The organism is Methylobacterium sp. Ger2507, from assembly GCF_055231875.1.
The window spans coordinates 1,013,810-1,036,456 of sequence record NZ_JBUYVC010000001.1; the positions used below are offsets into that span (position 1 = coordinate 1,013,810).

At 70.4% G+C, this 22,647-nt stretch carries 17 protein-coding genes; 12 read left to right on the top strand and 5 right to left on the bottom strand.

The window, feature by feature from the left end; genetic code table 11:
- Positions 1–13 precede the first annotated feature (13 nt).
- Together ACV7NL_RS04725 and ACV7NL_RS04730 are read left to right on the top strand one after the other, a co-directional pair.
- Positions 14–469: a molybdenum cofactor biosynthesis protein MoaE gene (locus ACV7NL_RS04725; protein WP_056485779.1), complete on the top strand. Its 456-nt coding sequence runs from the start codon at positions 14–16 to the stop codon at positions 467–469.
- 330 nt (positions 470–799) lie between these two features.
- Positions 800–2,026, top strand: coding sequence for an AI-2E family transporter (locus ACV7NL_RS04730; protein WP_463355067.1), 1,227 nt, complete (start codon positions 800–802; stop codon positions 2,024–2,026).
- A 10-nt stretch (positions 2,027–2,036) separates the two neighbouring features.
- On the opposite strand, the gene ACV7NL_RS04735 is transcribed toward ACV7NL_RS04730, so the two are convergent.
- Together ACV7NL_RS04735 and ACV7NL_RS04740 are read right to left on the bottom strand one after the other, a co-directional pair.
- Positions 2,037–2,912, bottom strand: a complete 876-nt coding sequence (locus ACV7NL_RS04735; protein WP_463357053.1) for a site-specific tyrosine recombinase XerD — start codon at positions 2,910–2,912, stop codon at positions 2,037–2,039.
- An 89-nt stretch (positions 2,913–3,001) separates the two neighbouring features.
- Positions 3,002–3,154 carry a hypothetical protein gene (locus tag ACV7NL_RS04740; RefSeq protein ID WP_056187786.1) on the bottom strand — a complete coding sequence of 51 codons (153 nt, stop codon included), beginning with the start codon at positions 3,152–3,154 and terminating at the stop codon, positions 3,002–3,004.
- Between the two features lie 277 nt (positions 3,155–3,431).
- Between ACV7NL_RS04740 and ACV7NL_RS04745 the strand changes: the two genes are divergently transcribed.
- The 5 genes from ACV7NL_RS04745 (at position 3,432) to ACV7NL_RS04765 (ending at position 11,109) form a co-directional block, all read left to right on the top strand.
- Positions 3,432–4,079: a shikimate kinase gene (locus ACV7NL_RS04745; RefSeq protein WP_463357054.1), complete on the top strand. Its 648-nt coding sequence runs from the start codon at positions 3,432–3,434 to the stop codon at positions 4,077–4,079.
- Positions 4,076–5,194 (top strand): 3-dehydroquinate synthase, encoded by a 1,119-nt coding sequence (gene aroB / locus ACV7NL_RS04750; RefSeq protein WP_463355068.1) that lies wholly within the window; start codon positions 4,076–4,078, stop codon positions 5,192–5,194. The genes ACV7NL_RS04745 and aroB overlap by 4 nt, the downstream gene beginning before the upstream one ends.
- Entirely contained in the window at positions 5,191–8,265 is a 3,075-nt protein-coding gene (locus ACV7NL_RS04755) for a PAS domain S-box protein (protein WP_463355069.1), read from the top strand. The genes aroB and ACV7NL_RS04755 overlap by 4 nt, the downstream gene beginning before the upstream one ends.
- 154 nt (positions 8,266–8,419) lie before the next feature.
- Positions 8,420–9,715 (top strand): HlyC/CorC family transporter, encoded by a 1,296-nt coding sequence (locus ACV7NL_RS04760; protein ID WP_056188090.1) that lies wholly within the window; start codon positions 8,420–8,422, stop codon positions 9,713–9,715.
- Between the two features lie 215 nt (positions 9,716–9,930).
- The gene (locus tag ACV7NL_RS04765; protein ID WP_247635243.1) at positions 9,931–11,109 is read left to right on the top strand and encodes a GGDEF domain-containing protein; all 1,179 of its coding nucleotides are present in this window, start codon (positions 9,931–9,933) and stop codon (positions 11,107–11,109) included.
- A gap of 22 nt (positions 11,110–11,131) precedes the next feature.
- On the opposite strand, the gene ACV7NL_RS04770 is transcribed toward ACV7NL_RS04765, so the two are convergent.
- Positions 11,132–12,052, bottom strand: a complete 921-nt coding sequence (locus tag ACV7NL_RS04770; RefSeq protein WP_463355070.1) for a peptidylprolyl isomerase — start codon at positions 12,050–12,052, stop codon at positions 11,132–11,134.
- 534 nt (positions 12,053–12,586) lie between these two features.
- On the opposite strand from ACV7NL_RS04770, the gene secA reads away from it, so the two are divergent.
- The 4 genes from secA (at position 12,587) to ACV7NL_RS04790 (ending at position 17,462) form a co-directional block, all read left to right on the top strand.
- Positions 12,587–15,481, top strand: coding sequence for a preprotein translocase subunit SecA (secA, locus tag ACV7NL_RS04775; RefSeq protein ID WP_463355071.1), 2,895 nt, complete (start codon positions 12,587–12,589; stop codon positions 15,479–15,481).
- Between the two features lie 3 nt (positions 15,482–15,484).
- On the top strand, positions 15,485–15,952 hold the full coding sequence (locus ACV7NL_RS04780; protein ID WP_463355072.1) for a GNAT family N-acetyltransferase: 468 nt from the start codon (positions 15,485–15,487) through the stop codon (positions 15,950–15,952).
- 90 nt (positions 15,953–16,042) lie between these two features.
- The gene (locus ACV7NL_RS04785) at positions 16,043–17,008 is read left to right on the top strand and encodes a cell wall hydrolase (protein WP_463355073.1); all 966 of its coding nucleotides are present in this window, start codon (positions 16,043–16,045) and stop codon (positions 17,006–17,008) included.
- A 166-nt stretch (positions 17,009–17,174) separates the two neighbouring features.
- Entirely contained in the window at positions 17,175–17,462 is a 288-nt protein-coding gene (locus tag ACV7NL_RS04790; RefSeq protein WP_156634227.1) for a hypothetical protein, read from the top strand.
- Positions 17,463–17,598: 136 nt separating this feature from the next.
- Here ACV7NL_RS04790 and ACV7NL_RS04795 read toward each other — a convergent pair whose 3' ends face one another.
- Together ACV7NL_RS04795 and ispG are read right to left on the bottom strand one after the other, a co-directional pair.
- Positions 17,599–19,584 carry a potassium transporter Kup gene (locus ACV7NL_RS04795; protein ID WP_463355074.1) on the bottom strand — a complete coding sequence of 662 codons (1,986 nt, stop codon included), beginning with the start codon at positions 19,582–19,584 and terminating at the stop codon, positions 17,599–17,601.
- Between the two features lie 217 nt (positions 19,585–19,801).
- Positions 19,802–21,109: a flavodoxin-dependent (E)-4-hydroxy-3-methylbut-2-enyl-diphosphate synthase gene (ispG, locus tag ACV7NL_RS04800; protein ID WP_056485803.1), complete on the bottom strand. Its 1,308-nt coding sequence runs from the start codon at positions 21,107–21,109 to the stop codon at positions 19,802–19,804.
- A 346-nt stretch (positions 21,110–21,455) separates the two neighbouring features.
- On the opposite strand from ispG, the gene ACV7NL_RS04805 reads away from it, so the two are divergent.
- Positions 21,456–22,568: a patatin-like phospholipase family protein gene (locus ACV7NL_RS04805; protein WP_463355075.1), complete on the top strand. Its 1,113-nt coding sequence runs from the start codon at positions 21,456–21,458 to the stop codon at positions 22,566–22,568.
- Positions 22,569–22,647: the final 79 nt, after the last annotated feature.

A 22,647-nucleotide genomic window follows, 5' to 3' on the forward strand; every position in this document is an offset into this window, starting at 1 on the left:
ACGGGGAGGGTCCATGCCCGACGTCAGCATCCAGAGCGCGCCCTTCGATGCGAGCGCCGAGATCGCCCGCCTCACCCGCGACCTCGGGGGCCGGGCGGGCGCCATCGTCACCTTCACGGGCCTGTGCCGCGACGAGGGCGGACGCCTGACCGGGCTCGAACTCGAGCATTACCCCGGCATGGCCGAGGCCGAGATCGCCCGCGTGGTCGAGACGGCCCGGGCGCGCTGGCCGCTCCAGGGCGTGTGCGTGATCCACCGGCACGGCCTCGTCGCCCCCGGGGAGGGGATCGTCCTGGTGGTCACCGCATCGAGCCATCGGGTCGCGGCCTTCGAGGCGGCGAGCTTCCTGATGGATTACCTCAAGACGCGGGCCCCGTTCTGGAAGCGCGAGCACCTGGCCGACGGCACCACGGGCGGCTGGGTCGAGGCGACCGAGGCCGATGACGCGGCCGCAGCGCGCTGGGTGTAGAAACGCCAGCCCCGCGATCGGCCGATGCGGCCGCCGGCCGAGACTCCCGCTGGGCGAGACTCCCGCTGGGCGAGACTCCCGCTGGGCGAGACTCCCGCTGGGCGAGACTCCCGCTGGGCGAGACTCCCGCTGGGCGAGACTCCCGCTGGGCGAGACTCCCGCTGGGCGAGACTCCCGCTGGGCGAGACTCGGGCGATCGTCGAAAGCCGGCGCTCGCCCGATCCGGGAGCGGAACTCAAGCGTGGCTGGCGACATCCCCCCGCCTGGGGATCCTCCACGGGTCCTCCACGAACACGCGTGCCCCAGGCACCCCAGGAGCCCGACCCGCCCATGGCCATCCCCTTCCTGCGACCGGATTCCGCCGGTCCGCATCCGCAATCCTGGTCGCCCGCCGTGTCCGGCATCGCCGTCGTGGCTTTCGTCGCGGTGCTGGCCCTGGCCTGGATGGCGGCCTCGACCCTGCTCCTGGTCTTCGCCGGCATCCTCCTCGGGGTCTTTCTCGACGGCCTGACCCGTCTCCTCGGGCAGGTGCTGCCGGCGAGCCGGGGCTTGCGCCTCAGCCTCGTCAGCCTCGTGCTGGCGGGCCTGACCCTCGCCCTCATCGCCTTCGGCGGCGCCACGATCGTGCAGCAGGGCCGGGATCTCGGGCAGACGGTGGCGGCCCAGGCCGGCACGGTGCGGGATCGCCTCAAGGAATACGGCATCGACGTGCCCCAGATCGCACCCGGCAAGGGTAGCGGCGATGCCAAAGCCAGCGACGTCAAGGCTGGCGACCTGAAGGCCGATGGCGGCGACAAGGCGGCCGGCGACTCAGAGGCCCCGGAGGAGGCCGATACCGGCGCGCCGGACCGGAAGCCCGGCGGCCTCGCCGGCCTTGCCTCGGGAGCGATGAAGAGCCCCGGTTCCCTGCTGTCGGATGCCGGCAGCGTGCTCGGACCGGCGGCCACCGTGGTGATCGGCCTGTTCAACGCGCTGGGCAACGCCCTGGTCATCGTCTTCCTGGGGCTCTCGGTGGCGGCCGATCCGGGCGCCTATCGCGACGGTCTCGTGCGCTTCGTGCCGCCGGCCCACCGGGAGCGGGCCACCGCTCTCCTCGACGGCATGGGCGAGACCCTGCGACACTGGTTGTTCGGCCAACTCATCACCATGGCGGTGATCTTCGTCTGCACCTGGGCCGGCCTCGCTTTTCTCGGCATCGGCGGTGCCCTCATCCTCGGCCTCCAGGCCGGTCTCCTGGCCTTCATCCCCACCATCGGCCCGCTGATCGCCGGCGTGGTGATCCTGCTCGCCTCGCTCGCTTCCGGCACCACGGCACTCTTCGGAGCGCTCGGCGTCTATCTCGCGGTGCAGACCCTGGAGAGCTACGGCCTCACGCCCTTCATCCAGAAGCAGGCCCTCGACATCCCGCCGGCCACGATCTTCGCCGGCCAGCTCGTGCTCGGCGTGATCTTCGGCCTCTGGGGCATCGCGCTGGCCCTGCCGCTGATGGCGGTGGCCAAGGTGCTGCTGGCCCAGCTCTACATCGAGGACACCCTGCACGAGGAGGCGGAGGCCTGAGCGCCCGGCCTCACTCGTCCATCAGGGGGTGCAGGTCGCGGACCATGCTCTTCAGCCGCTCGTCGAGGACGTGGGTGTAGATCTGCGTCGTCGAGATGTCGGCGTGGCCGAGGAGTTCCTGGACGATGCGGAGATCCGCGCCGTTCTGGAGGAGGTGGCTGGCGAAGGCGTGGCGCAGCACGTGCGGGCTGATCCGGTCGGCCCGGAGGCCGGCGGCGCTCGCCACGGCCTTCAGGTCCCGGGCGAAGGATTGCCGCGTCAGGTGCCCGCTCTCGCTGTCGGCGGGAAACAGCCAGGGGCCGTCGCCGGCGAGGTGGGCGAGGTGGTCGCGCATGGCGCCGCGGGCGATCTCGGTGAGCGGCACCAGCCGCTCGCGGCCTCCCTTGCCCTTGACCACCAGGTAGCGCTCCTTCGTGGAAGCGGCCGCGCGGGGTAGGGCGATCAGCTCGGAGACGCGCAGGCCGGTCGCGTAGAGCAATTCGATCAGGCACAGCATGCGGGTGCCGCGCGCATCCCCGGCCGCGGCCTCGCGCGCCACGGAGAGCAGCCGGTCGACCTCCGCCACCGACAGCACCTTCGGCAGGGCCCGCACCCGGCGCGGCCCACCGATCGGTGCGCTCGGGTCGTCCTCGGCGAGGCCCTCGGCATAAAGGAAGCGGTGGAAGCCCCGGATGCAGGACAGGCGCCGCGCCGCGGAGGCCGCCGACAGGCCGCGCGTCTCCAGGTCGGCGAGATAGGCGCGGAGGGGGGCGGCCTCCATCGCGACGGGGTCGTGGCCGCCGCGCGCCAGGGCGGCGAGATAGTCCGAGAGGTCGCGCCGGTAGGCCGCGAGGGTGTTGGCTGCCGCCCCGCGCTCGGCGGCGAGCATGTCGAGGTAGTCGCGGATGAGGCGTTCGCCGGGAGCGGGCGTCGTGTCGGGCGTCGGGTCGGGCGTCGTTTCGGGACTGGCCCCGGATTCGGACGGGATGGCCCGGGTCACCGGTTCGGCGGCTGAAGCTTCGAGGCGGGAATGGTCACGCTCATCTCGCGCGGGGTCGGCACCACGAAGGTCGCCAGCGCGAACATCGCCGCGAAGGCGAGCCCGCCCAGGATGGCGAGGATGGCGAGGAAGCGGAACAGGGTCGGCACTCGGACGAACCTCGATCGTGCGGCGCTGAAGACGAAGGGCGCGCCTCGGGGGGCAGGTGGCTTCTACTGGCTTCAGCGGCCGCATGCCCGTGCAGGCCATGGGCGGCTAACGACGTGCGGCGGACGGCCAGCTTGGGGTTGCATCACGCGCGGGCGCCGATGGCAATGACTTCACGGCCACAGGCGGCGCGGCATTCCCGTGCGCGACCGGCGCCAGACGCTTCGCCCCCACCGGAAAACGCGCTAAGACCCGCCCAACGATGTGCAGATGTCCGTGATGACCGAAGTCCCTTCTCAGGGCGGCGTCCCGCCCCCGGGCGACCCGCCGGATGCCGCAACCGGCGGCGAGCCGATCGAACTGCGCCTGCGCCGGGCCCTCGGTCACCGGTCGATCGTGCTCGTCGGTCTGATGGGCGCGGGCAAGAGCACCGTCGGCCGGCGCCTCGCCACGCGCCTCGGCCTGATGTTCAAGGATGCCGACAACGAGATCGAGACGGCGGCCAAGCTGACGATCCCCGATATCTTCGCGATCTACGGCGAGCCGAGCTTTCGCGATGGCGAGGAACGGGTCATCGCCCGGCTGATGCGCGAGGGACCGCTGGTGCTCGCCACCGGCGGGGGCGCTTTCATGCGCGAGACCACCCGCGCCCGCATCGCCGAGGGCGGCGTCTCGATCTGGCTCAAGGCCGAGCTCGACGTGCTGATGCGCCGGGTGCGCAAGCGCGGCGGGCGCCCGCTGCTCCAGACCGAGGACCCGGAGGAGACCCTGCGCCAGCTCATGGCCCAGCGCCATCCGGTCTACGCCACCGCCGACGTGGAGGTGATCTCCCGCGACGTCGCCCACGATCGGGTGGTGCAGGACGTCATGGAAGCCCTCGACGCCTATTTGAACCGACCCTCCCAGCCAGGAATCGCCGCCCAGTGACCGACCGCCTCACCGTCGGCGTGCCCCTCGACCAGGGGCGCGCCTACGACATTCTGATCGGGCGCGGCCTCCTCGACGAAGCCGGCCGCCACGTCGCGGCCCTCGGGGCCAGGGCGGCCGTGATCGTGTCCGACACCAATGTGGCCGCTCTCTACGGCGATAGGCTGCGGGGAAGCCTGGAGGCGGCGGGCCTGCGCTCCGGGCTCGTCACCGTGGCGCCGGGCGAGGCCTCGAAATGTTACGCCACCTACGCGGCGGTGTGCGACGGGCTCCTCGCCCATCGGGTCGAGCGCAACGACCTCGTGGTGGCGCTCGGCGGCGGGGTCGTGGGCGATCTCGCGGGGTTCGCGGCCGCCACGCTCCGGCGCGGCGTGCGCTTCGTCCAGGCGCCCACCTCCCTGCTCGCCCAGGTCGATTCCTCCGTAGGCGGCAAGACCGGCATCAATTCGCCCCACGGCAAGAACCTCATCGGCGCCTTCCACCAGCCCCGCCTGGTGCTGGCCGATACCGCCACCCTCGACACTCTGTCGGAGCGCGAGATGCGGGCCGGCTACGCCGAGGTGGCGAAGTACGGCCTCATCAACGACGCCGCCTTCTTCGATTGGTGCGAGGCACACTGGGCCGGCATCTTCGCGGGCGGGCCGGAGCGCGACGAGGCGGTGGCGATCTGCTGCCGCTCCAAGGCCGGCGTGGTGGTGCGCGACGAGCGCGAGGACGGCGAGCGTGCCCTGCTCAATCTCGGCCACACCTTCGCGCACGCCCTGGAGCGCCTGACGCATTACGAATCCGCCCGCCTCGTCCACGGCGAGGCGGTAGCGATCGGGCTGGCGCTCGCCTTCCGCTTCTCCGCCCGCCTCGGCCTGTGCCCGGGCCAGGATGCCGGCCGCGTCGCCAACCACCTGGCGCTGGCCGGCCTGCCGACCCGGCTCCAGGCGGTGCCGGGTGGCTGCGGCGATACCGACGCGCTCGTCGAGGCCATGGCGCAGGACAAGAAGGTCCGCGATGGGGCGCTCACCTTCATTCTGGCCCGCGGCATCGGCCGGAGCTTCATCGCCCCCGGCATCGACGGCGCGGCGGTCCGCGCCTTCCTCGACGACGAATTGAGCGCCGCTTGAGCGCCGCCGACGTCGAGACCCTGCGCCGCCGCGTCGCGACGCTGGAGGCCGAGATCGGCCGGCTGCGCGAGCCGCCGCAGGCTCAAGGCAAGCCGCCGCAGGGACAGGGCAAGCCGCCGCAGGGACAGGGCAAGCCGCCGCAGGGACAGGGCAAGCCGCCGCAGGGACAGGGCAAGCCGCCGCAGGGACAGGGCAAGCCGCCGCAGGGACAGGGCAAGCCCCCGCAGGGACAGGGCAAGCCCCCGCAGGGACATGGCGATCCCCCGCAGGGACATGGCGATCCCCCGCAGGGCCCCAGCGAACCGGAACTGCGCCTCATCACCGACGCGCTGCCGGTGCTCGTGGCCTCGATCGACCGTGCGTACGTCTACCGCTTCAACAATCGCCACTACGAGGCCTGGTTCGGGCGCGACCGCGCGGACCTGACCGGCCGCCACGTGCGCGACGTGCTCGGGCCGGAAGCCTTCGCGGAGCGGCGCCCGTTCATGGACCGGGCGCTCGCCGGCGAGGCGATCATCGTCGACGGGTTCCTTCCGACCCGCGACGGCCGGCGCCGCGCCTGCACCATCCAGTACATTCCGCGCCGGACCGAGACCGGGATCGTGGAGGGTTTCTTCGTCCTCGCCATCGACATGGACGAGCGCCGGGCGGCGGAAGCCCGGCGGATCGCCGTGGCCGAACTCGGCGCTCGCCTGCGCGACCTCGACGACACCGCCGAGATCGCCTTCGCGGCCTCGGAGATCCTCGGCACCACCCTGGGGGTCAGCCGGGCCGGCTACGGCACCATCGACCCGGTGGCCGAGACCATCGTGATCGAGCGCGACTGGAACGCTCCCGGCATCCGGAGTCTGGCCGGAACCCTGCAGTTTCGCGATTACGGCTCGTATATCGAGGACCTCAAGCGCGGCGAGACCGTGATCTGCGTCGATGCCGATCACGACCCGCGTACCGCCGCCGGCGCCGAGGCCCTGAAGGCGATCAGCGCGCAGTCCTTCGTCAACATGCCGCTGACCGAGCACGGCGGCTTCGTGGCGCTCCTCTACCTCAATCACGCCACCGCCCGGTCGTGGTCGCCGGACGAACTCGCCTTCATACGCAACGTGGCCGAGCGCACCCGGGCCGCCACCGAGCGCAGCCGCGCCACCGCCGCGCGCCGGGCCAGCGACGCCCAGTTCCGCGCCTTCGCGCAGGCGGTGCCGATCCACGTCTGGGCCGCCTCGGCGGCGGGTGACCTCGACTGGTTCAACGCTCAGGTCTACGCCTATAGCGGCGTGGCGGAGGGGGGCCTCGACGGCGCCGCCTGGGCCGGGCTCGTCCATCCCGAGGACCGCGCCGCGGTGATCGCCACCTGGGGCGCGGCCCTGGCCGAAAGCCGGTCCTACGAGACCGAGTTCCGCATCCGGCGCAGCGACGGCGCCTATCGCTGGTTCCTGGTTCGGGCCGAGCCGATCCGGGCGCCGGACGGGACCATCCAGCGCTGGGTCGGCACCAACACCGACATCGAGGACCGCAAGGCCGCCGCGGCCGAACTCGCGCGCCTCAACACCAGCCTGGAGCGCCAGGTCGAGCGCCGCACCCGCGAGCGCGACCGCATCTGGGACACCACCACCGACCTGATGGGGACCGCCGGGCTCGACGGCTACCTCATGACCGTGAACCCGGCCTGGGAGCTCACCCTCGGCTGGAGCGAGGCGGAGCTGCTCAGCCGGCCCTTCGCCGTGTTGATCGATCCCGCCGACCATGCCGAGACGGCCGAGGTGGTCGGGCGCCTCGCCCGCGGCGAGACCGTGACGGGCTTCGTCGACCGCGTCTTCACCAAGGCGGGCGAGCGCCGCATCGTGATGTGGACGGCGGCCCCCGACGGCGAGATCTTCACCCTCATCGGGCGCGACATCACCGACCAGCGCCGCACCGAGGATGCCCTGCGCCAGGCGCAGAAGATGGAGGCCGTGGGCCAGCTCACCGGCGGCCTCGCCCATGATTTCAACAACCTGCTCACCGGCATCTCGGGCAGCCTGGAGCTGCTCCAGACCCGGATGGCGCAGGGGCGGGTCACCGACCTCGACCGCTACATCAACGCCGCGCAGGGCGCGGCCAAGCGGGCCGCCGCCCTGACCCATCGCCTGCTCGCCTTCTCGCGGCGCCAGACCCTCGATCCGAAGCCCACCAACGTGAACGGCCTCATCGCGGGCATGGAGGATCTGGTGCGCCGCACGGTCGGCCCCCAGGTGACCATCGAGGTGGTGGGGGCGGCCGGGCTGTGGACCGCCCTGGTCGATCCGAACCAGCTCGAGAACGCCCTGCTCAACCTCTGCATCAACGCCCGCGACGCGATGCCGGAGGGTGGGCGCATCACCATCGAGACGGCCAACAAGTGGCTCGATGCCCGGGCGGCCCGCGAGCGCGAGCTGGAGCCCGGCCAGTTCCTGTCCCTGTGCGTGACCGATACCGGCACCGGCATGACCCGCGAGGTGATCGGCCGGGCCTTCGACCCGTTCTTCACGACGAAGCCTCTCGGCGAGGGCACCGGCCTCGGCCTGTCGATGATCTACGGATTCGCCCGCCAGTCGGGTGGCCAGGTGCGGATCTACTCGGAAATCGGCCAGGGCACGACGGTCTGCCTCTACCTGCCCCGCCATTACGGGGTGGCCGAGACCCGGGACGGGGAGGCCGATCTCGCCCATGCACCCCGGGCCGAGCAGGGCCAGACCGTGCTCATCGTCGATGACGAGCCCACCGTGCGCATGCTGGTCACCGAGGTGCTGGAGGATCTCGGCTACACCGCCATCGAGGCGGCGGACGGGGCGGCCGGGCTCAAGGTGCTCGAATCCGACGTGCGCCTCGATCTCCTCGTCACCGATGTCGGCCTGCCGGGCGGCATGAACGGGCGCCAGATGGCCGATGCCGGCCGCGTCGTGCGCCCCGGCCTGAAGGTGCTGTTCATCACCGGCTACGCCGAGAACGCGGTGCTGGGCAACGGCTACCTCGATCCCGGCATGCAGGTGCTGACGAAGCCTTTCGTGATGGAGGCGCTGGCCGGGCGCATCCGGGAGCTGATCGCCGAGGGGTGAGGGCGCCGAACCGCCGGCTCGCGCCGTCGTCGCGGGCGGCTCCGGCGCCGGCGGTCATCGCCCCTCGTTGTCCCTGTTGTGGTCGTCGACGGTTCCGGTCATCGATTCTGGTCATCGGTTCTTCTGGCTCAAACATCCTCCGGCATCGGCGCGCATGGAACCCCATACCGACCTTTGGCTGGCCGCGAGCATCGTGGTCATCTCGCTCCTGCTCTCGGCCTTCTTCGCGGGCGCCGAGACCGCCTTCACGGCCGCGTCCCGGGCGCGGATGCTGGCCCTGGAGAATGCCGGCGACGTCCGCGCCCGCCTCGTCAACACCATCCTGGCGAGCCGCGAGCGCTTCATCGGCGCCATGCTGATCGGCTACAACATCGTGGCGATCGGCGCTTCCGCCTTCACCACCAGCGTGCTCACCACCCTGTTCGGCAAGAGCGGCGTGCTCTACGCCACCGGCGTGATGTCGGTCCTGGTCATCATCTTCGCCGAGGTGCTGCCCAAGACCCTCGCCATCAACAAGCCGGACAACGCCGCGCTGGTCATGGCCCGGCCGGTGGCCTTCGCGGTGGCGGTGCTGGGGCCGGCGGCCCTGGCCATCGAGGCGCTGGTGCGCGCCATGCTGCGGCCCTTTGGCATCCGGATCGGCGAGCGCCAGACCATCCTGTCAGCCACCGACGAGATCCGGGGCCAATTGGCCCTGCTCCACCGCGAGGGCGGCGTCGCCAAAGCCGAGCGCGACATGCTCGGCGGCCTGCTCGACCTGTCCGACCTCACGGTCTCGGAGGTGATGGTCCACCGCACCAAGATGCGGACCATCGATGCCGATCTGCCCTCGCAGGAGATCGTGCGCGCGGTCCTGGCCTCGCCCTACACGCGCATGCCCCTCTGGCGCGGCACGACGGAGAACATCGTCGGCGTGCTGCACGCCAAGGACCTGCTGCGTGCCCTGGATGCCGCCGGCGGCGACGCCTCCGGCCTGCAGGTCGAGGCCCTGGCGCTGGAGACCTGGTTCGTGCCGGACACCACCTCCCTGCGCGACCAGCTCAAGGCCTTCCTCACCAAGAAGACCCACTTCGCCCTGGTGGTCGACGAGTACGGCGAGGTGATGGGACTCGTCACCCTCGAGGACATCCTCGAGGAGATCGTCGGCGACATCGCCGACGAGCACGACGTGACGGTGTCCGGCGTCCGGCCGCAGGGCGACGGCTCGGTCCATGCCGACGGCAGCGTGCCGATCCGCGACCTCAACCGGGCCATGGACTGGGACCTGCCCGACGACGAGGCCACCACCATCGCGGGCCTCGTCATCCATGAGGCGAGGGCGATTCCCGACACCGGGACCGCCTTCAACTTTCACGGATTCCGCTTCCAGGTGCTGCGCAAGGCCCGCAACCGGATCACCGCCCTGCGCATCACGCCGCTGGGACCCGCCCCGCGCAAGCCGGAGCCGTAAAGCCCGAATCCTGACGCCGGAAATTTGCAACATCCGAAAGGTTTCACGGTCGGGGACCAGGATGTGGGCCGCCCGAAATCCAACGGACCGGGGCCGGCGTCTGGTCCTGCGGACCCTCCCGGATGTAAGGTGGAGCGCAACGGCCGGATTGTCGGCCCTATCGACGGCGCGATCGGCGCTCGTATCAGGAAACGGGCTGGGAACGAGACCGATCGATGCTGCTCGATGCCTCGACCCTGCTGCTGGTGACCGTGATCCTGACCTTCATGGTCGGGAGCCTGTTCCTGCTGTCGTGGAGCCAGGCACGCCACGTCCACGCTCTCGCGATCTGGGGCGTCGCCCACATCACCGGCGCGGTGGCGTCGGCCCTGCTCGCCCTGCGGGGAATCATTCCGGACGGGATCTCGATCGGCGTCGCCAACGGGGTGATGATCGGCGCCTACGGGCTGATCTGGAGCGGCACCCGCGCCTTCGAGGGACGGCGGGCGCGGCCGGTGCCGGTGGCGGTCGCGGTGGCGCTCTGGAGCGGCGCCTGCCTGATCCCGGCCTTCTACGCCTCGCTGCCCGCCCGGGTCATCCTGGCCTCCAGCCTCGCCGCCGGGTTCTGCTTCCTGGCGGCGCGGGAGCTGTGGCGGGCGAGGGCCGAACCGCTGGTGTCGCGCTATCCCGGCATCGGCCTGCTGCTGCTCTACGCCATCGCCTACGGGATCCGGGTGCCGCTCGCCCTGGTCGCCCCGCCGCAGGTGGGGCCGAATTCGCTGCAATCGCCCTGGCTGACGATCCTGTGCCTGATCGGCATGCTGTTCACCCTGGCGATCGCCTTCGTGTTCATGTCGCTGACCAAGGAGCGGGCGGAGCACCTCCAGCGGCAGGCGGCGGATACCGACGCCCTCACGGGCGTCCTGAGCCGGCGCGCCTTCGTGGCCCGGGCCGAGGCCGCCCTCATCGAGAGGGGGCCCGCCGTCACCCTGCTGCTGTTCGACCTCGATCACTTCAAGCGCATCAACGACCGGCACGGCCACGCGGTCGGGGACGGCGTCCTCGTCGGGTTCTGCCACGCAGTGACGGCCCTGCTGCCGGATTCCGCCCTGTTCGGCCGGATGGGCGGCGAGGAATTCGCCTGCCTCCTGCGCAACCTCTCGCCGGAGGAGGCCCTGGCCAAGGCCGAGTTCCTGCGCCGCGCCACGGCCCGCATCGCCGTGCCGGAACTGCCGCAGCTCGCCATCAGCGTCAGCATCGGGCTGGCGACGGCGGAGGGGCCGTCCCCCCGCCGAAGCGCCGGGCGTCGGCTCGACGCCCTGCTCAGCCGGGCCGATGCGGCCCTCTACCGGGCCAAGCGCAACGGGCGGGGACGGACCGAGCCCGCCCCGCCCACCTTACGCCGGGTTGCCTGAGGCCCGGGGCCCGCGAGGACCCTTACGGAGCCTTCGGGGCGGGGGCCGGCGGCGCGGGCGCGACGGCCGGGGCGGCGGCGGTGCGCTCGATCTTGGCGCCCTCGCGCAGCTTCAGGATCAGGTCCTGCTGGGCCTTGCGGGTGAGATACTGGTCCACCTGCTCCTTCATCTCGTCGAAGGTCGGGACCGGCTTGGTGCGCTTCTCCTCGAGCTTGATCACGTGCCAGCCGAACTGGGTCTTGACCGGCTCGGACACCTGTCCGGGGCTCATCTTGAAGGCGGCCTCGGCGAAGGGCGCGACCATGCGCTCCTTGGTGAACCAGCCGAGATCGCCGCCCTCGGTCTTCGAGCCGGGGTCCTTCGACACCTCGGCCGCGACCTTGGCGAAGTCCTCGCCGCCCTTGATGCGCGCGGCGATCTTCTTGGCGTCGTCCTCGTTCTCCACGAGGATATGGCGGGCATGCACCTCCTCCTCGGGCTTCATCGCCTTCACGGTCTGGTCGTAGAGGGCCTTGGCCGCCTCCGGCGTCGCCGCCTTCTTGGCCTCGCGCTCCAGGTACTCGTCGAGCAGGAGCTTGTCCTTGAAGTAGGCGAGCTTGCGCTGGAAGTCCGGCGAATCGCCCACCTTGGCGGCGCTCGCCGCCTGGGCGCCGACCTTGAGGTCGATCATGTAGTCGACCAGGAGATTCTTCTTCTGGGCGTCGTCCACGCCCGGCAGCGACAGGGCCGGGTCCTCGGATGCGATGGCGAGATCGCCCGCCGTGATCGGCGCCCCGTTGACCTTCGCCACCACCGTCTCGGGGGCCACGGGAGCGGCCGGCGCCGCTGACGGCGTCGCTGCGGGCGTCTGGGCCTGGGCGGAGGCCAGGGGCAGGCCGAGGGCGAGGGCCACGGCCCCCGTGCGCAGGAGGCCGGAACGCGAGAGGAACTTGGTCATCGTCATGGAGGCGTCCTTGGGAGCGCCGCTCGCGTCCCGGCAGGCCGGAGGTCGTCGCAGAGGCGGTCGGAGAAAGTCGGTCGCGAAAGTGTCGCGATGGTGAAGTGCGGCGGCAGGCCGCCGCGGTTCTGCCGCGACATCAGGTGGCGCGCGATCCCCGCGATGGCAAGCGCGGTCGTCGCGATGGGAAATCGCGGGCCCGGGGCCGGCCTGACGAATCCGGACGCTCCAGCCTGTCGATCGTCAGGGCACCACGCTCCCCAAGGCTCTTGCCGCGAGGGCGGAAGGCTCCGTCACGAGGGCGGCCCGGACCGGCCATCACGATGCCGGGAGATCGTCGCACCGGTGACCCGCTCGGATCGAACGGGCCGGTTGCGGCGTTGGGGGCCTCTGCCGGTGGCCGAGCGGCGCCGTGGGTGACGGACGGCGCGGGCGGGTCTGCACACGGCCCGGCTCTTTCGGATGCGCCGGTCCGTATTTACCTCTATAAGCCCGGCCAACATTCGCCTTCAGACTTATTCGATCGACCGTAGGTTCACGATGCTCGGTGCCCTCGCCAAGAAGATTTTCGGCTCGTCCAACGACCGGCGCGTGAAGGGCTATCGTCCCCGTGTGGCCGAGATCAACGCCCTGGAGCCGCAGGTCGCGGCGCTCTCGGACGACCAGCTCCGCGCTCGCACCGACATGCTGAAGGCCGAACTCGCCGCCGGCAAGAGCCTCGACGACATCCTCGTGCCCGCCTTCGCCACCGTGCGCGAGGCGGCCAAGCGCGTGCTCGGCCAGCGCCACTTCGACGTGCAGCTCATCGGCGGCATGGTGCTGCACGAGAGCGGCATCGCCGAGATGCGGACCGGCGAGGGCAAGACCCTGGTGGCGACCCTGCCGGTCTACCTCAACGCCCTGTCGGGGCTCGGCGTCCACGTGGTCACGGTGAACGACTATCTCGCCGCCCGCGACGCGGAGTGGATGGGCCGGGTCTACCGCTTCCTCGGTCTCACCGTCGGCACCATCGTGCACGGGCTCGACGACGGCCAGCGGAAGGAGGCCTACGCGGCCGACATCACCTACGGCACCAACAACGAGTTCGGGTTCGACTACCTGCGCGACAACATGAAGTACGAGCTCAGCCAGCTCTCGCAGCGCGGGCACAACTTCGCGATCGTCGACGAGGTCGATTCGATCCTGATCGACGAGGCCCGCACCCCGCTCATCATCTCCGGCCCGGTCGACGACCGCTCCGAGCTCTACGTCTCGGTCGACGCGCTGATGCCCCACCTGGAGCGCGAGCATTACGACCTCGACGAGAAGCAGCGCACCGTCTCTCTGACCGAGAGCGGCAACGAATTCGTCGAGGACCTCCTGCGCGGGGCCGACCTGCTCAAGGAGGGCGACCTCTACGACGCGCACAACGTCAGCCTCGTCCACCACGTGAACCTGGCGCTTCGCGCCCACACCCTGTTCACCCTGGACAAAGACTACATCGTCAAGAACGACGAGGTGGTGATCATCGACGAGTTCACCGGCCGCATGATGCAGGGCCGGCGCTACTCGGAAGGCCTGCACCAGGCCCTCGAGGCCAAGGAGCGGGTGACGATCCAGCCCGAGAACCAGACGCTGGCCTCGATCACGTTCCAGAACTACTTCCGCCTCTATTCGAAGCTCGCCGGCATGACCGGTACGGCCTCGACCGAGGCCGACGAGTTCGCCGAGATCTACAAGCTCGAGGTGGTCGACATCCCGACCAACAAGGAGGTCGAGCGCGTCGACGAGGACGACGAGGTCTACCGGACCGTCGATGAGAAGTACCAGGGCATCATCGCCGAGATCGGCAAGGCGCATGAGCGCCACCAGCCGATCCTGGTCGGCACCGGGTCGATCGAGAAGTCGCAGCACCTCGCCGAGATGCTGGTCAAGGCCGGTTTCCGCCAGCTCGACTACTCGGACCCCAACGCCCTGACGGATGTCTACGCCGCTGCCCGCGAAGGCCGGGTGACCAAGCGCTTCGCCGTGCTCAACGCCCGCTTCCACGAGCAGGAGGCCTATATCGTCGCCGAGGCCGGCGTGCCCGGCGCCATCACCATCGCCACCAACATGGCCGGGCGCGGCACCGACATCAAGCTCGGCGGCAACGTCGAGATGCGGGTCGAGAAGGAACTGGCGGGCCTGCCCGAGGGCCCCGAGCGCGACGCGAAGATCGAGGCGATCAACGCCGAGATCGCCGAGAATCGCGCCAAGGTGCTGGCCTCCGGCGAGGCGGCCGACCCGGCCGCCGGCCGCAAGACCGCCCTGCCGGGCGGCCTCTACATCATCGGCACCGAGCGCCACGAATCCCGCCGCATCGACAACCAGCTGCGCGGCCGCTCCGGCCGCCAGGGCGATCCGGGCCGCTCGAAGTTCTACCTGTCGCTCCAGGACGACCTGATGCGGATCTTCGGGTCCGACCGCATGGACGGCATGCTGACCCGCCTGGGGCTCGAGCAGGGCGAGGCGATCATTCACCCCTGGATCAACAAGGCGATCGAGAAGGCGCAGCAGAAGGTCGAGGCGCGCAACTTCGACATGCGCAAGAACGTGCTCAAGTACGACAACGTCATGAACGACCAGCGCAAGGTCGTGTTCGAGCAGCGCCGCGACTTCATGGGCCAGGACAGCGTGCGCGACACCGTGGACGAGATGCGCCACGGCGTCGTCGACGACCTCGTGGCCGTGCACGTGCCCGAGAACGCCTATGCCGAGCAGTGGGACATCGAGGGCCTGCGCGAGCGGGTGCAGTCCCTGCTCAACCTCGACGTGCCGGTCGAGGACTGGGCCAAGGAGGAGGGCATCGCCGACGAGGAGATGCGCGACCGCCTGCGCCAGGCCGCCGACGAGGCCTATGCCCTGCGCACCGAGAAGAACACGCCCGAGGTGATGACCTATGTCGAGAAGCAGGTGCTCCTGCAGACCCTCGACCATCTCTGGCGCGAGCACCTCGTCACCCTCGACCACCTGCGCCAGGTGGTGGGCTGGCGCGGCGTCGCCCAGCGCGATCCCCTCAACGAGTACAAGTCCGAGGCCTTCGAGCTGTTCAACGGCCTGGTCGCCGCCCTGCGCGAGCAGGTCACCCAGCAGCTCTCGCGCATCGAGATCATGTACGAGGGCGCGGAGGGTGGCGCGGCGGAGGATCCCTTCGCCCAGCCCGCCCTGCCGCCGATGTTCGGCCAGCATCTCGATCCGGTCACCGGCGAGAACGAGATGGCCTCGTACGGCACCGGCAGCGATGGCGGTGCGGGACCGGCCTACGGCTACGCCGCCCGCGAGCTGTCCGCCGAGGGCGCCTTGCTGGAGCGGGATCCGCAGGATGCCTCCACCTGGGGGCGCGTCGGCCGCAACGAGCCGTGCCCCTGCGGCTCGGGCAAGAAGTACAAGCACTGCCACGGCACGCTGTCGGCCTGAACCATGTCTGACGCCGACACGCCTCAGGGCGACCCGTCCCAGCGCGACCCGTCCCAGCGCCACCCCTCCGGCGTCGTCTACGGCATCGAACCGAACCTCGACGCGGCGGAATTCCGCCGCGTCCTCGTCGAGTCGGGCCTCGCGCCCCGGCGCCCGTCCGACGACCTGCCGCGCCTCGCCTTGATGCTGGAGCGGGCCGATCTCGTGGTCACGGCCCGGCGCGACGGCGCATTGGTGGGGATCGCGCGCACGCTCACGGATTTCGAGTTCTGCGCCTACCTGTCGGACCTCGCGGTGAGCCGCTCGGTGCAGGGCCTCAAGATCGGCCAGGGCCTCATCGCCGCCACCCGTGCGGCCGTCGGCCCGCGGGCGTCGCTGCTGCTGACGGCGGCCCCGGACGCCATCACCTTCTACGATCACATCGGCATGCCGCGCGTGGCCGACGCCTTCCGCTACGACCGCGAGGCCTGACCCCAGCCGCTCCGTTCTCCGCTTGCCCGAAAACGAACCCATTTGGCAGCCAAGCCACATGGACAAGCTTGAGGGAGCGAACGGACCGGCATGCAGGGATTCCAATCGGCGAAGACGTTGCCTGTTCTTGGGCTCATCCTGGCGGTCCCGGGTCTCGGCGGGTGTAATACCTACGGGCCGACTTCCGGAGGGACGGGGACGACCCTCGCCGCCAAGCCGGTTGCCGTCACCGACGAGGAGCGCGACTGCCTCGGCCGCGCCATGTACTTCGAGTCGAACCGCAGCGATTCCGAGGGGCTGCTCGCGGTCGGAACGGTGGTGATGAACCGGCTCGAAGCGGCAGCTTTCCCGAATGGCGGCATCTGCTCGGTGGTCGGCCAGCCCCGGCAGTTCGCTCCCGGCGTGCTGACGAAGAAGATGGACGAGCGGAGCCTGCAGAAGGTCGCCGAGGTGACCGATGCGGTGCTGGACGGAAAGCGCCACCCCAAGGTCGGCCGGGCGATGTACTTCCACACCGCCGGTCTGCGCTTCCCCTACAACAACATGCACTACGTGGCGGTGGCCGGCGGCAACGCCTTCTACGAGAAGCGCAAGCCCGGCGCCGTGGCGCAGGCCGCCCCTCCGACCGCCCTGGCCTTCGCCGCCGCCGAGCCGCCCGCGACGCCGGTGGCGACCTCCCCGACCTTGGTCGTACCGCCGGCCGTCGCCCCCTCGACCGCCGCCAGCCCTGCGCTGTCCGCGAGCCCTGCTGGAGCAACCCATCCTGCCGAGGCCATGCGTTCTGCTGGAGCCATGAATTCTGCCGCCGTTGCCGGTCCTGCGTCGGCGAGCCCAGAGACCGGCGCCAAGACCGGGCCCACGACTGCCGCGTCCAAGACCGCCAACTCCAAGACCGCCAACTCCAAAACGGCCGCCTCCAAGGACACCCCGTCCAGGACGCCCGAGCCCAAGGCCGTCGCGAAGGCACATGGCGCGCGAAACCGACTCGCCCTGACCCCGGCCGCCCTGGCGCCCGAGCCACCTCCGCCGACGGTTCTCAACTTGCCCCGGCCGTGATCGGGGTCTCGCCCGCCCGAGGACGCATGGCGGAGTCGACCGGAGCCTGACCCCGCGCCGGTTCCGGCGCGACCGTGCCGCTTTCGGTCGCGGGGATCGGAGGGGCCGTGCACCCTATCTGAGATCGGGCCTCTCCCTCTCCGCAGGCCCATCCCAGCAGGTCCCGATGAACATGCTTCAGCCGGTCGCCAACCTCGCAACGGCGTGCACGCGCGCGGTTGTCCGTGCGCTCACTCGGGGCTTCGATGCACTGACAGGCTTGGTCGGACGCCTGAACGATCGCGTCGAAGCGCATCTGCGCGATCGGACACCGCTGCTCAGGGCCTATTACGCGCGTCCGGCCCATCGGCTGGCCGCGCCGCTGCCCGACCTCGGCGGGCCGATCGACTTGGCGCTGCGGGGTGGCATTCGCGAGACTGGTCCGGGCCGAACGACGGAAGCCTCGGCGCCGTAATCCTCTGCCGTGACCTCGGCCCGGTGCCGCGACGGGGGCCAACGCTTTCGCGCAGCCCGGTCGACGCTTCGTCCGGATGCCCGGGAACCCGCCCGGCGCGGCCCCTCGGACCTGGAAGCCCCGGTCGGAGCGTTCCCTAGACCGTCACCTGCGTCCCCACCTCGACCACGCGGCCGGTGGGGATCTGGAAGAAGTCCGTGGCGTCGTTGGCGTTCTTGGCCAGCGTGATGAAGATCCGGTCCTGCCACAGGGGCATGCCCGAATGGGCGGCCGGCCGGATCGAGCGGCGGGACAGGAAGAACGACGTCGCCATGATGTCGAACTTGAAGCCCTGCTTGCGCAGCAGCGTCAGGGTCCGGGGGATGTTCGGCGTCTCCATGTAGCCGAACTTCATCACCACCTTGTGGAAGTGCGGGCCGATCGGCTCGATGTGGATGCGGTCGGACTCGGCGGCGCGCGGCGTGTCCACGGTCTCCACGGTGAGCACCACGTTCTTCTCGTGCAGCACCTTGTTGTGCTTCAGGTTGTGCAGCAGGGCGGCCGGGGCGATGTAGGGGTCGCTGGTGAGGAACACCGCGGTGCCGCGCACGTGATGCGGTGGGCTCTTCTCCAGCATGCTGACGAGTTCGGTCAGCGGCACGTCGGTCTTGCGCGTCTTGTTGATCAGGATGCCGACGCCGCGCACCCAGGTCCACATCATGATCATCAGGGCGCCGGCGAACAGCAGGGGCACGTAGCCGCCCTCGAACACCTTCAGCATGTTCGACAGCAGGAACAGGAACTCCACCGCCGCGAAGGGCAGGATCGCGAGGCCGGCGGCCCAGGGCGACCATTTCCAGGTCTTCCACAGCACCAGGAAGGCGAGGCTCGCGGTGATCAGCATCGTGCCCGTCACGGCGATGCCGTAGGCGGAGGCCAGGGCCGCCGAGGAGCGGAACAGGATCGCCAGGATGACCACGCCGACCATCAGCAGCGCGTTGATCTGCGGCAGGTAGATCTGGCCCGAATGCGATTCGGAGGTGTGGCGGATCTCCAGGCGCGGCAGCAGGCCGAGCTGGATCGCCTGGCGCGACAGCGAGAAGGCGCCGGTGATCACGGCCTGGCTCGCCGTGACGGTGGCGGCGGTGGCGAGCAGCACCATCGGCAGCAGGCCCCATTCGGGCACCAGCTGGAAGAACGGATCGGTGGTGTCGGGCTTCGACAGCACCAGGGCGGCCTGACCGAAATAATTCAGCACAAGGCAGGGGCCGACGAGGCCGAGCCAGGCGATCTGGATCGGGCGGCGCCCGAAATGGCCGAGATCGGCGAACAGGGCCTCGGCTCCCGTCACGGCCAGGAACACCGCGCCGAGCGCCACCAGGGCGCCGGTGCCGTGCCCAAGGAGATAATGCACCGCGTAATACGGGTTGAGGGCCCAGAACACGTCGGTGTTCGCCAGGATGTGGGGCACGGCGGCGAGCGCCATCGCGGCGAACCACACCACCATCACGGGGCCGAAGAACGAGGCCACCTTGCTGGTGCCGCGCACCTGGATGAGGAACAGCGGCACGATGATCGCGATCGTGATCGGCAGCACGTAGGAATCGAAGGCCGGGGTGACGAGCTTCAGGCCCTCCACCGCCGAAAGCACCGAGATCGCCGGCGTGATGATGGCGTCGCCGTAGAACAGCGAGGCGCCGAGCAGGCCGAACATGAACACCACGCGGGAGCCGCCGAGCGCGCTGCGGGCCAAAGCCATCAGCGAGAGGATGCCGCCCTCGCCGTTGTTGTCCATCCGCAGCAGGATGACGACGTACTTGATGGTGACGATGAGGACGAGCGCCCACAGGATCAGCGAGGCGACGCCCAGCACCTCCTCGCGCAGGAGGATGCCGTCGGCCCGCGCCGAGACCAGGGCCTCGCGGAAAGCGTAGAGCGGGCTGGTCCCGATGTCGCCGTAGACCACCCCGACGGACCCGAGGACCAGCGTCCACAGGCCCGCCGGGCCGTGGGCCCGTGCGGTCTCGGGCGAGGCCTCACCGGCAGGCGAAGCCTCGCCGGCGGGAGAAGGCCCGGCGGCCGGAGGTGCTCCGGCGCCATCGGGTTTGGCGGCGGGCGCGCTCGAAGGGGCGGTTTGCGTCATTCGGCTCGATCGAGGCTCATGGCGAGCCCAACGTCCCGCGGCGCGGGTTGGGTCGCGCGCGGGAACGCCGGGGCCGGCCCGACGGGGTCGGGCGGCGGGGGACGGTCGCGTTCACGCTATCATGCGGCGCAGTACGCGAGAACGGCAACCTGGGACCGGTTGCCGTTCGTCGGAGTTCGGTCCGGACAGTGTCCGGGGATCTTTGCGCGTCCGGCCGCTACTCGGCGGCGGTGCGGGCCCCGTTGCCGAAGCGCCGCTCGATGTAATCGGTCACCACGGTCTCGAAATCCTTGGCCAGGGTCGGCCCGCGCAGGGTCATGGCCTTCTTGCCGTCGATGAAGACCGGCGCCGTCGGGGTCTCGCCGGTGCCCGGCAGGGAGATGCCGATATCGGCGTGCTTCGATTCGCCGGGGCCGTTGACGATGCAGCCCATCACCGCGACGTTGAGACCCTCGACGCCCGGATAGGCCTTCTTCCATTCCGGCATCGAGGTGACGATCCAGTTCTGGATGTCGCGGGCGAGCTCCTGGAACGTGGTCGAGGTGGTGCGGCCGCAGCCCGGGCAGGCGGCGACGAGGGGCACGAAGGTGCGGAAGCCCATGGTCTGCAGCAATTCCTGCGCGGCCTTGACCTCCACCGTGCGGTCACCGCCCGGCTCGGGGGTGAGCGAGTAACGGATGGTGTCGCCGATGCCTTCCTGCAGCAGCACGCCGATGGCGGCGGACGCCGCCACCAGGCCCTTCGAGCCCATGCCGGCCTCGGTCAGGCCGAGATGGATGGCGAAGTCCGAGCGGCGCGCCACCTCGCGGTAGACCGCGATCAGGTCCTGCACCGCCGAGACCTTAGCCGACAGGATGATCTTGTCCTGCGGCAGGCCCAGTTCCACCGCACGCTCGGCCGAGCCGAGGGCCGACTGCACCATGGCCTCGCGCATCACCGCGCGGGCGTCGATCGGCCGGGCCGAGCGGGCATTCTCGTCCATCAGATGGGTGAGCAGCGCCTCGTCGAGGGAGCCCCAATTGGCGCCGATGCGCACGGTCTTGTTGTAGCGGATCGCCTGCTCGATGATGGTCGAGAACTGCGTGTCCTTCTTCTCCTTGAAGCCGACATTGCCCGGGTTGATCCGGTACTTGGCCAGCGCCTCGGCGCAGGCCGGATGGTCGGACAGGAGCTTGTGGCCGATATAGTGAAAGTCGCCCACCAGCGGCACGTGCACGCCGATGCGGTCGAGGCGCTCACGGATCTTCGGCACGGCGGCGGCGGCCTCGTCGCGATCGACGGTGATGCGCACGAGTTCCGAGCCGGCCCGGGCGAGCTGGGCCACCTGGGCCACGGTGCCGTCGATGTCGGCGGTGTCGGTGTTGGTCATCGACTGGACGACGATCGGCGCGCCGCCGCCCACCGTCACGGCGCCCTCGCCGGCCCCGATGGTGACGCCGACCGTGCGGTGCCGGGGGCTCGGTCCTGCGATCTCGGGGCCGGTGCCGCTGATCGGGTTGGCGGGGGTGGCGTCCATGATGTCCATCGTTGACTGTGCGCTCCGAGGAACGTCCGCCGGCGACCGGAGGCCGTCGACCGGGCCGGGCCGGGCGGCGGCCCGATGCCGCTGACAATACGCCCTCGATCGTTTAGCTGAGATGACGGCGGGCGGGCGTCAAGTCCGCTGCGTCACCCGAAGACCGGACGGCGCAGCGAACGCGCTGATCGTATTCGGCTTCTCCCATGTCCCATCCCGGCGGCGATGTCGAGGTTCGGGGCCGGTGTCGGGCAGCAGGCCTGCGCGCCGGACAGGGAACCGCCGCGTGTTCCAACGTGTTTGTGGCCTTGCGGCATCATATATTGCGGTGCAACATTCACGTCTGGAGTTCGCCATGCTCGATCCGCACCAGGAGCCGTCGATCGATTCGCTTCCCGATGTTCCGGTCGCGTGCGATCTGCCGATGCAGCCGGCCGTCGCCACCCGGGTGATGGCGGGGCCGCGCGCGGAGAAGACGGTGGCGCTGGCGCTGCAGGGCGGCGGGGCGCATGGGGCCTTCACCTGGGGCGTGCTCGACGCGCTGATCGAGGATGGGCGGCTCGGCTTCGAGGCGATCACGGGGGCCAGCGCCGGGGCCATGAACGCAGTCGTGATGGTCGACGGCTGGCTCGAGGACGGGCCGGACGGCGCCCGCCGCGCCCTGGAGCGGTTCTGGCGCGAGGTCAGCCTCGACGGCGACCTGTGGCCGGCCCAGCGCCGCGCCTTCAGCGGCCTGTTCGAGTTCTGGTCGAACAACCCCGTCGCCGAATTCTGGACCCGGGTGCTGAAGACCAGCCCCTACACGTCGAACCCGCTCAACTACAATCCGCTGCGCAAGGTCCTGGCCGCCCAGGTCGATTTCGATCGTTTGCGCGCGGCCGAGACCGCGGCCGTGTTCGTGTCGGCCACCAACGTGTGGACCGGCAAACTCGCGGTGTTCGAGCGCGCATCGCTCAACGTCGACCATCTCATGGCCTCCGCCTGCCTGCCCACGGTGTTCCAGGCGGTGGAGATCGACGGCGTCCCGTACTGGGATGGCGGCTACCTCGGCAATCCGCCCCTCTATCCCCTCTATCGCGGCGCCGAGACCCGCGACATCGTCCTGGTGCAGATCAACCCGGTGGAGCGCCGGGAGACCCCGCGCACCCCGCAGGAGATCCAGGACCGCCTCAACGAGATCACCTTCAACGCCAACCTGATGCGCGAATTGCGGGCCATCGACTTCGTCGACCACCTGATCGCCGAGGGCGTGCTCGGGCGGGGCGAGTACCAGTCGCAATACGTCCACCGCATCGACGGCACCGGCGCCCTCGACGAGTACCAGGCCTCCTCGCGCCTCGATGCCCGCTGGCGGGTGTTCGAGCGCCTGCGCGACAAGGGCCGGGGCGCGGCCCAGGCCTGGATCGCCGAGAATTACGAGCAGATCGGCCGGACCTGCACCCTCGACCTCGAGGCGACCTATCGCTGAGGCCCTGGGGCTGAGGCGCCTTGCGCCGCGGGCGTGAGGATTTCGTCCCGCCCTGGCACGCCGGGCGGGATTAAAACGG

Coding starts and splice junctions, on each gene's coding strand:
- ACV7NL_RS04805 (WP_463355075.1), top strand. CDS start 21,456: ATGCTCGATCCGCACCAGGAGCCGTCGATCGATTCGCTTCCCGATGTT.
- ispG (WP_056485803.1), bottom strand. CDS start 21,109: ATGGACATCATGGACGCCACCCCCGCCAACCCGATCAGCGGCACCGGC.
- ACV7NL_RS04765 (WP_247635243.1), top strand. CDS start 9,931: ATGCTGCTCGATGCCTCGACCCTGCTGCTGGTGACCGTGATCCTGACC.
- ACV7NL_RS04730 (WP_463355067.1), top strand. CDS start 800: ATGGCCATCCCCTTCCTGCGACCGGATTCCGCCGGTCCGCATCCGCAA.
- ACV7NL_RS04795 (WP_463355074.1), bottom strand. CDS start 19,584: ATGACGCAAACCGCCCCTTCGAGCGCGCCCGCCGCCAAACCCGATGGC.
- ACV7NL_RS04780 (WP_463355072.1), top strand. CDS start 15,485: ATGTCTGACGCCGACACGCCTCAGGGCGACCCGTCCCAGCGCGACCCG.
- ACV7NL_RS04725 (WP_056485779.1), top strand. CDS start 14: ATGCCCGACGTCAGCATCCAGAGCGCGCCCTTCGATGCGAGCGCCGAG.
- ACV7NL_RS04790 (WP_156634227.1), top strand. CDS start 17,175: ATGAACATGCTTCAGCCGGTCGCCAACCTCGCAACGGCGTGCACGCGC.
- ACV7NL_RS04760 (WP_056188090.1), top strand. CDS start 8,420: ATGGAACCCCATACCGACCTTTGGCTGGCCGCGAGCATCGTGGTCATC.
- ACV7NL_RS04770 (WP_463355070.1), bottom strand. CDS start 12,052: ATGACGATGACCAAGTTCCTCTCGCGTTCCGGCCTCCTGCGCACGGGG.
- ACV7NL_RS04785 (WP_463355073.1), top strand. CDS start 16,043: ATGCAGGGATTCCAATCGGCGAAGACGTTGCCTGTTCTTGGGCTCATC.
- secA (WP_463355071.1), top strand. CDS start 12,587: ATGCTCGGTGCCCTCGCCAAGAAGATTTTCGGCTCGTCCAACGACCGG.
- ACV7NL_RS04745 (WP_463357054.1), top strand. CDS start 3,432: ATGACCGAAGTCCCTTCTCAGGGCGGCGTCCCGCCCCCGGGCGACCCG.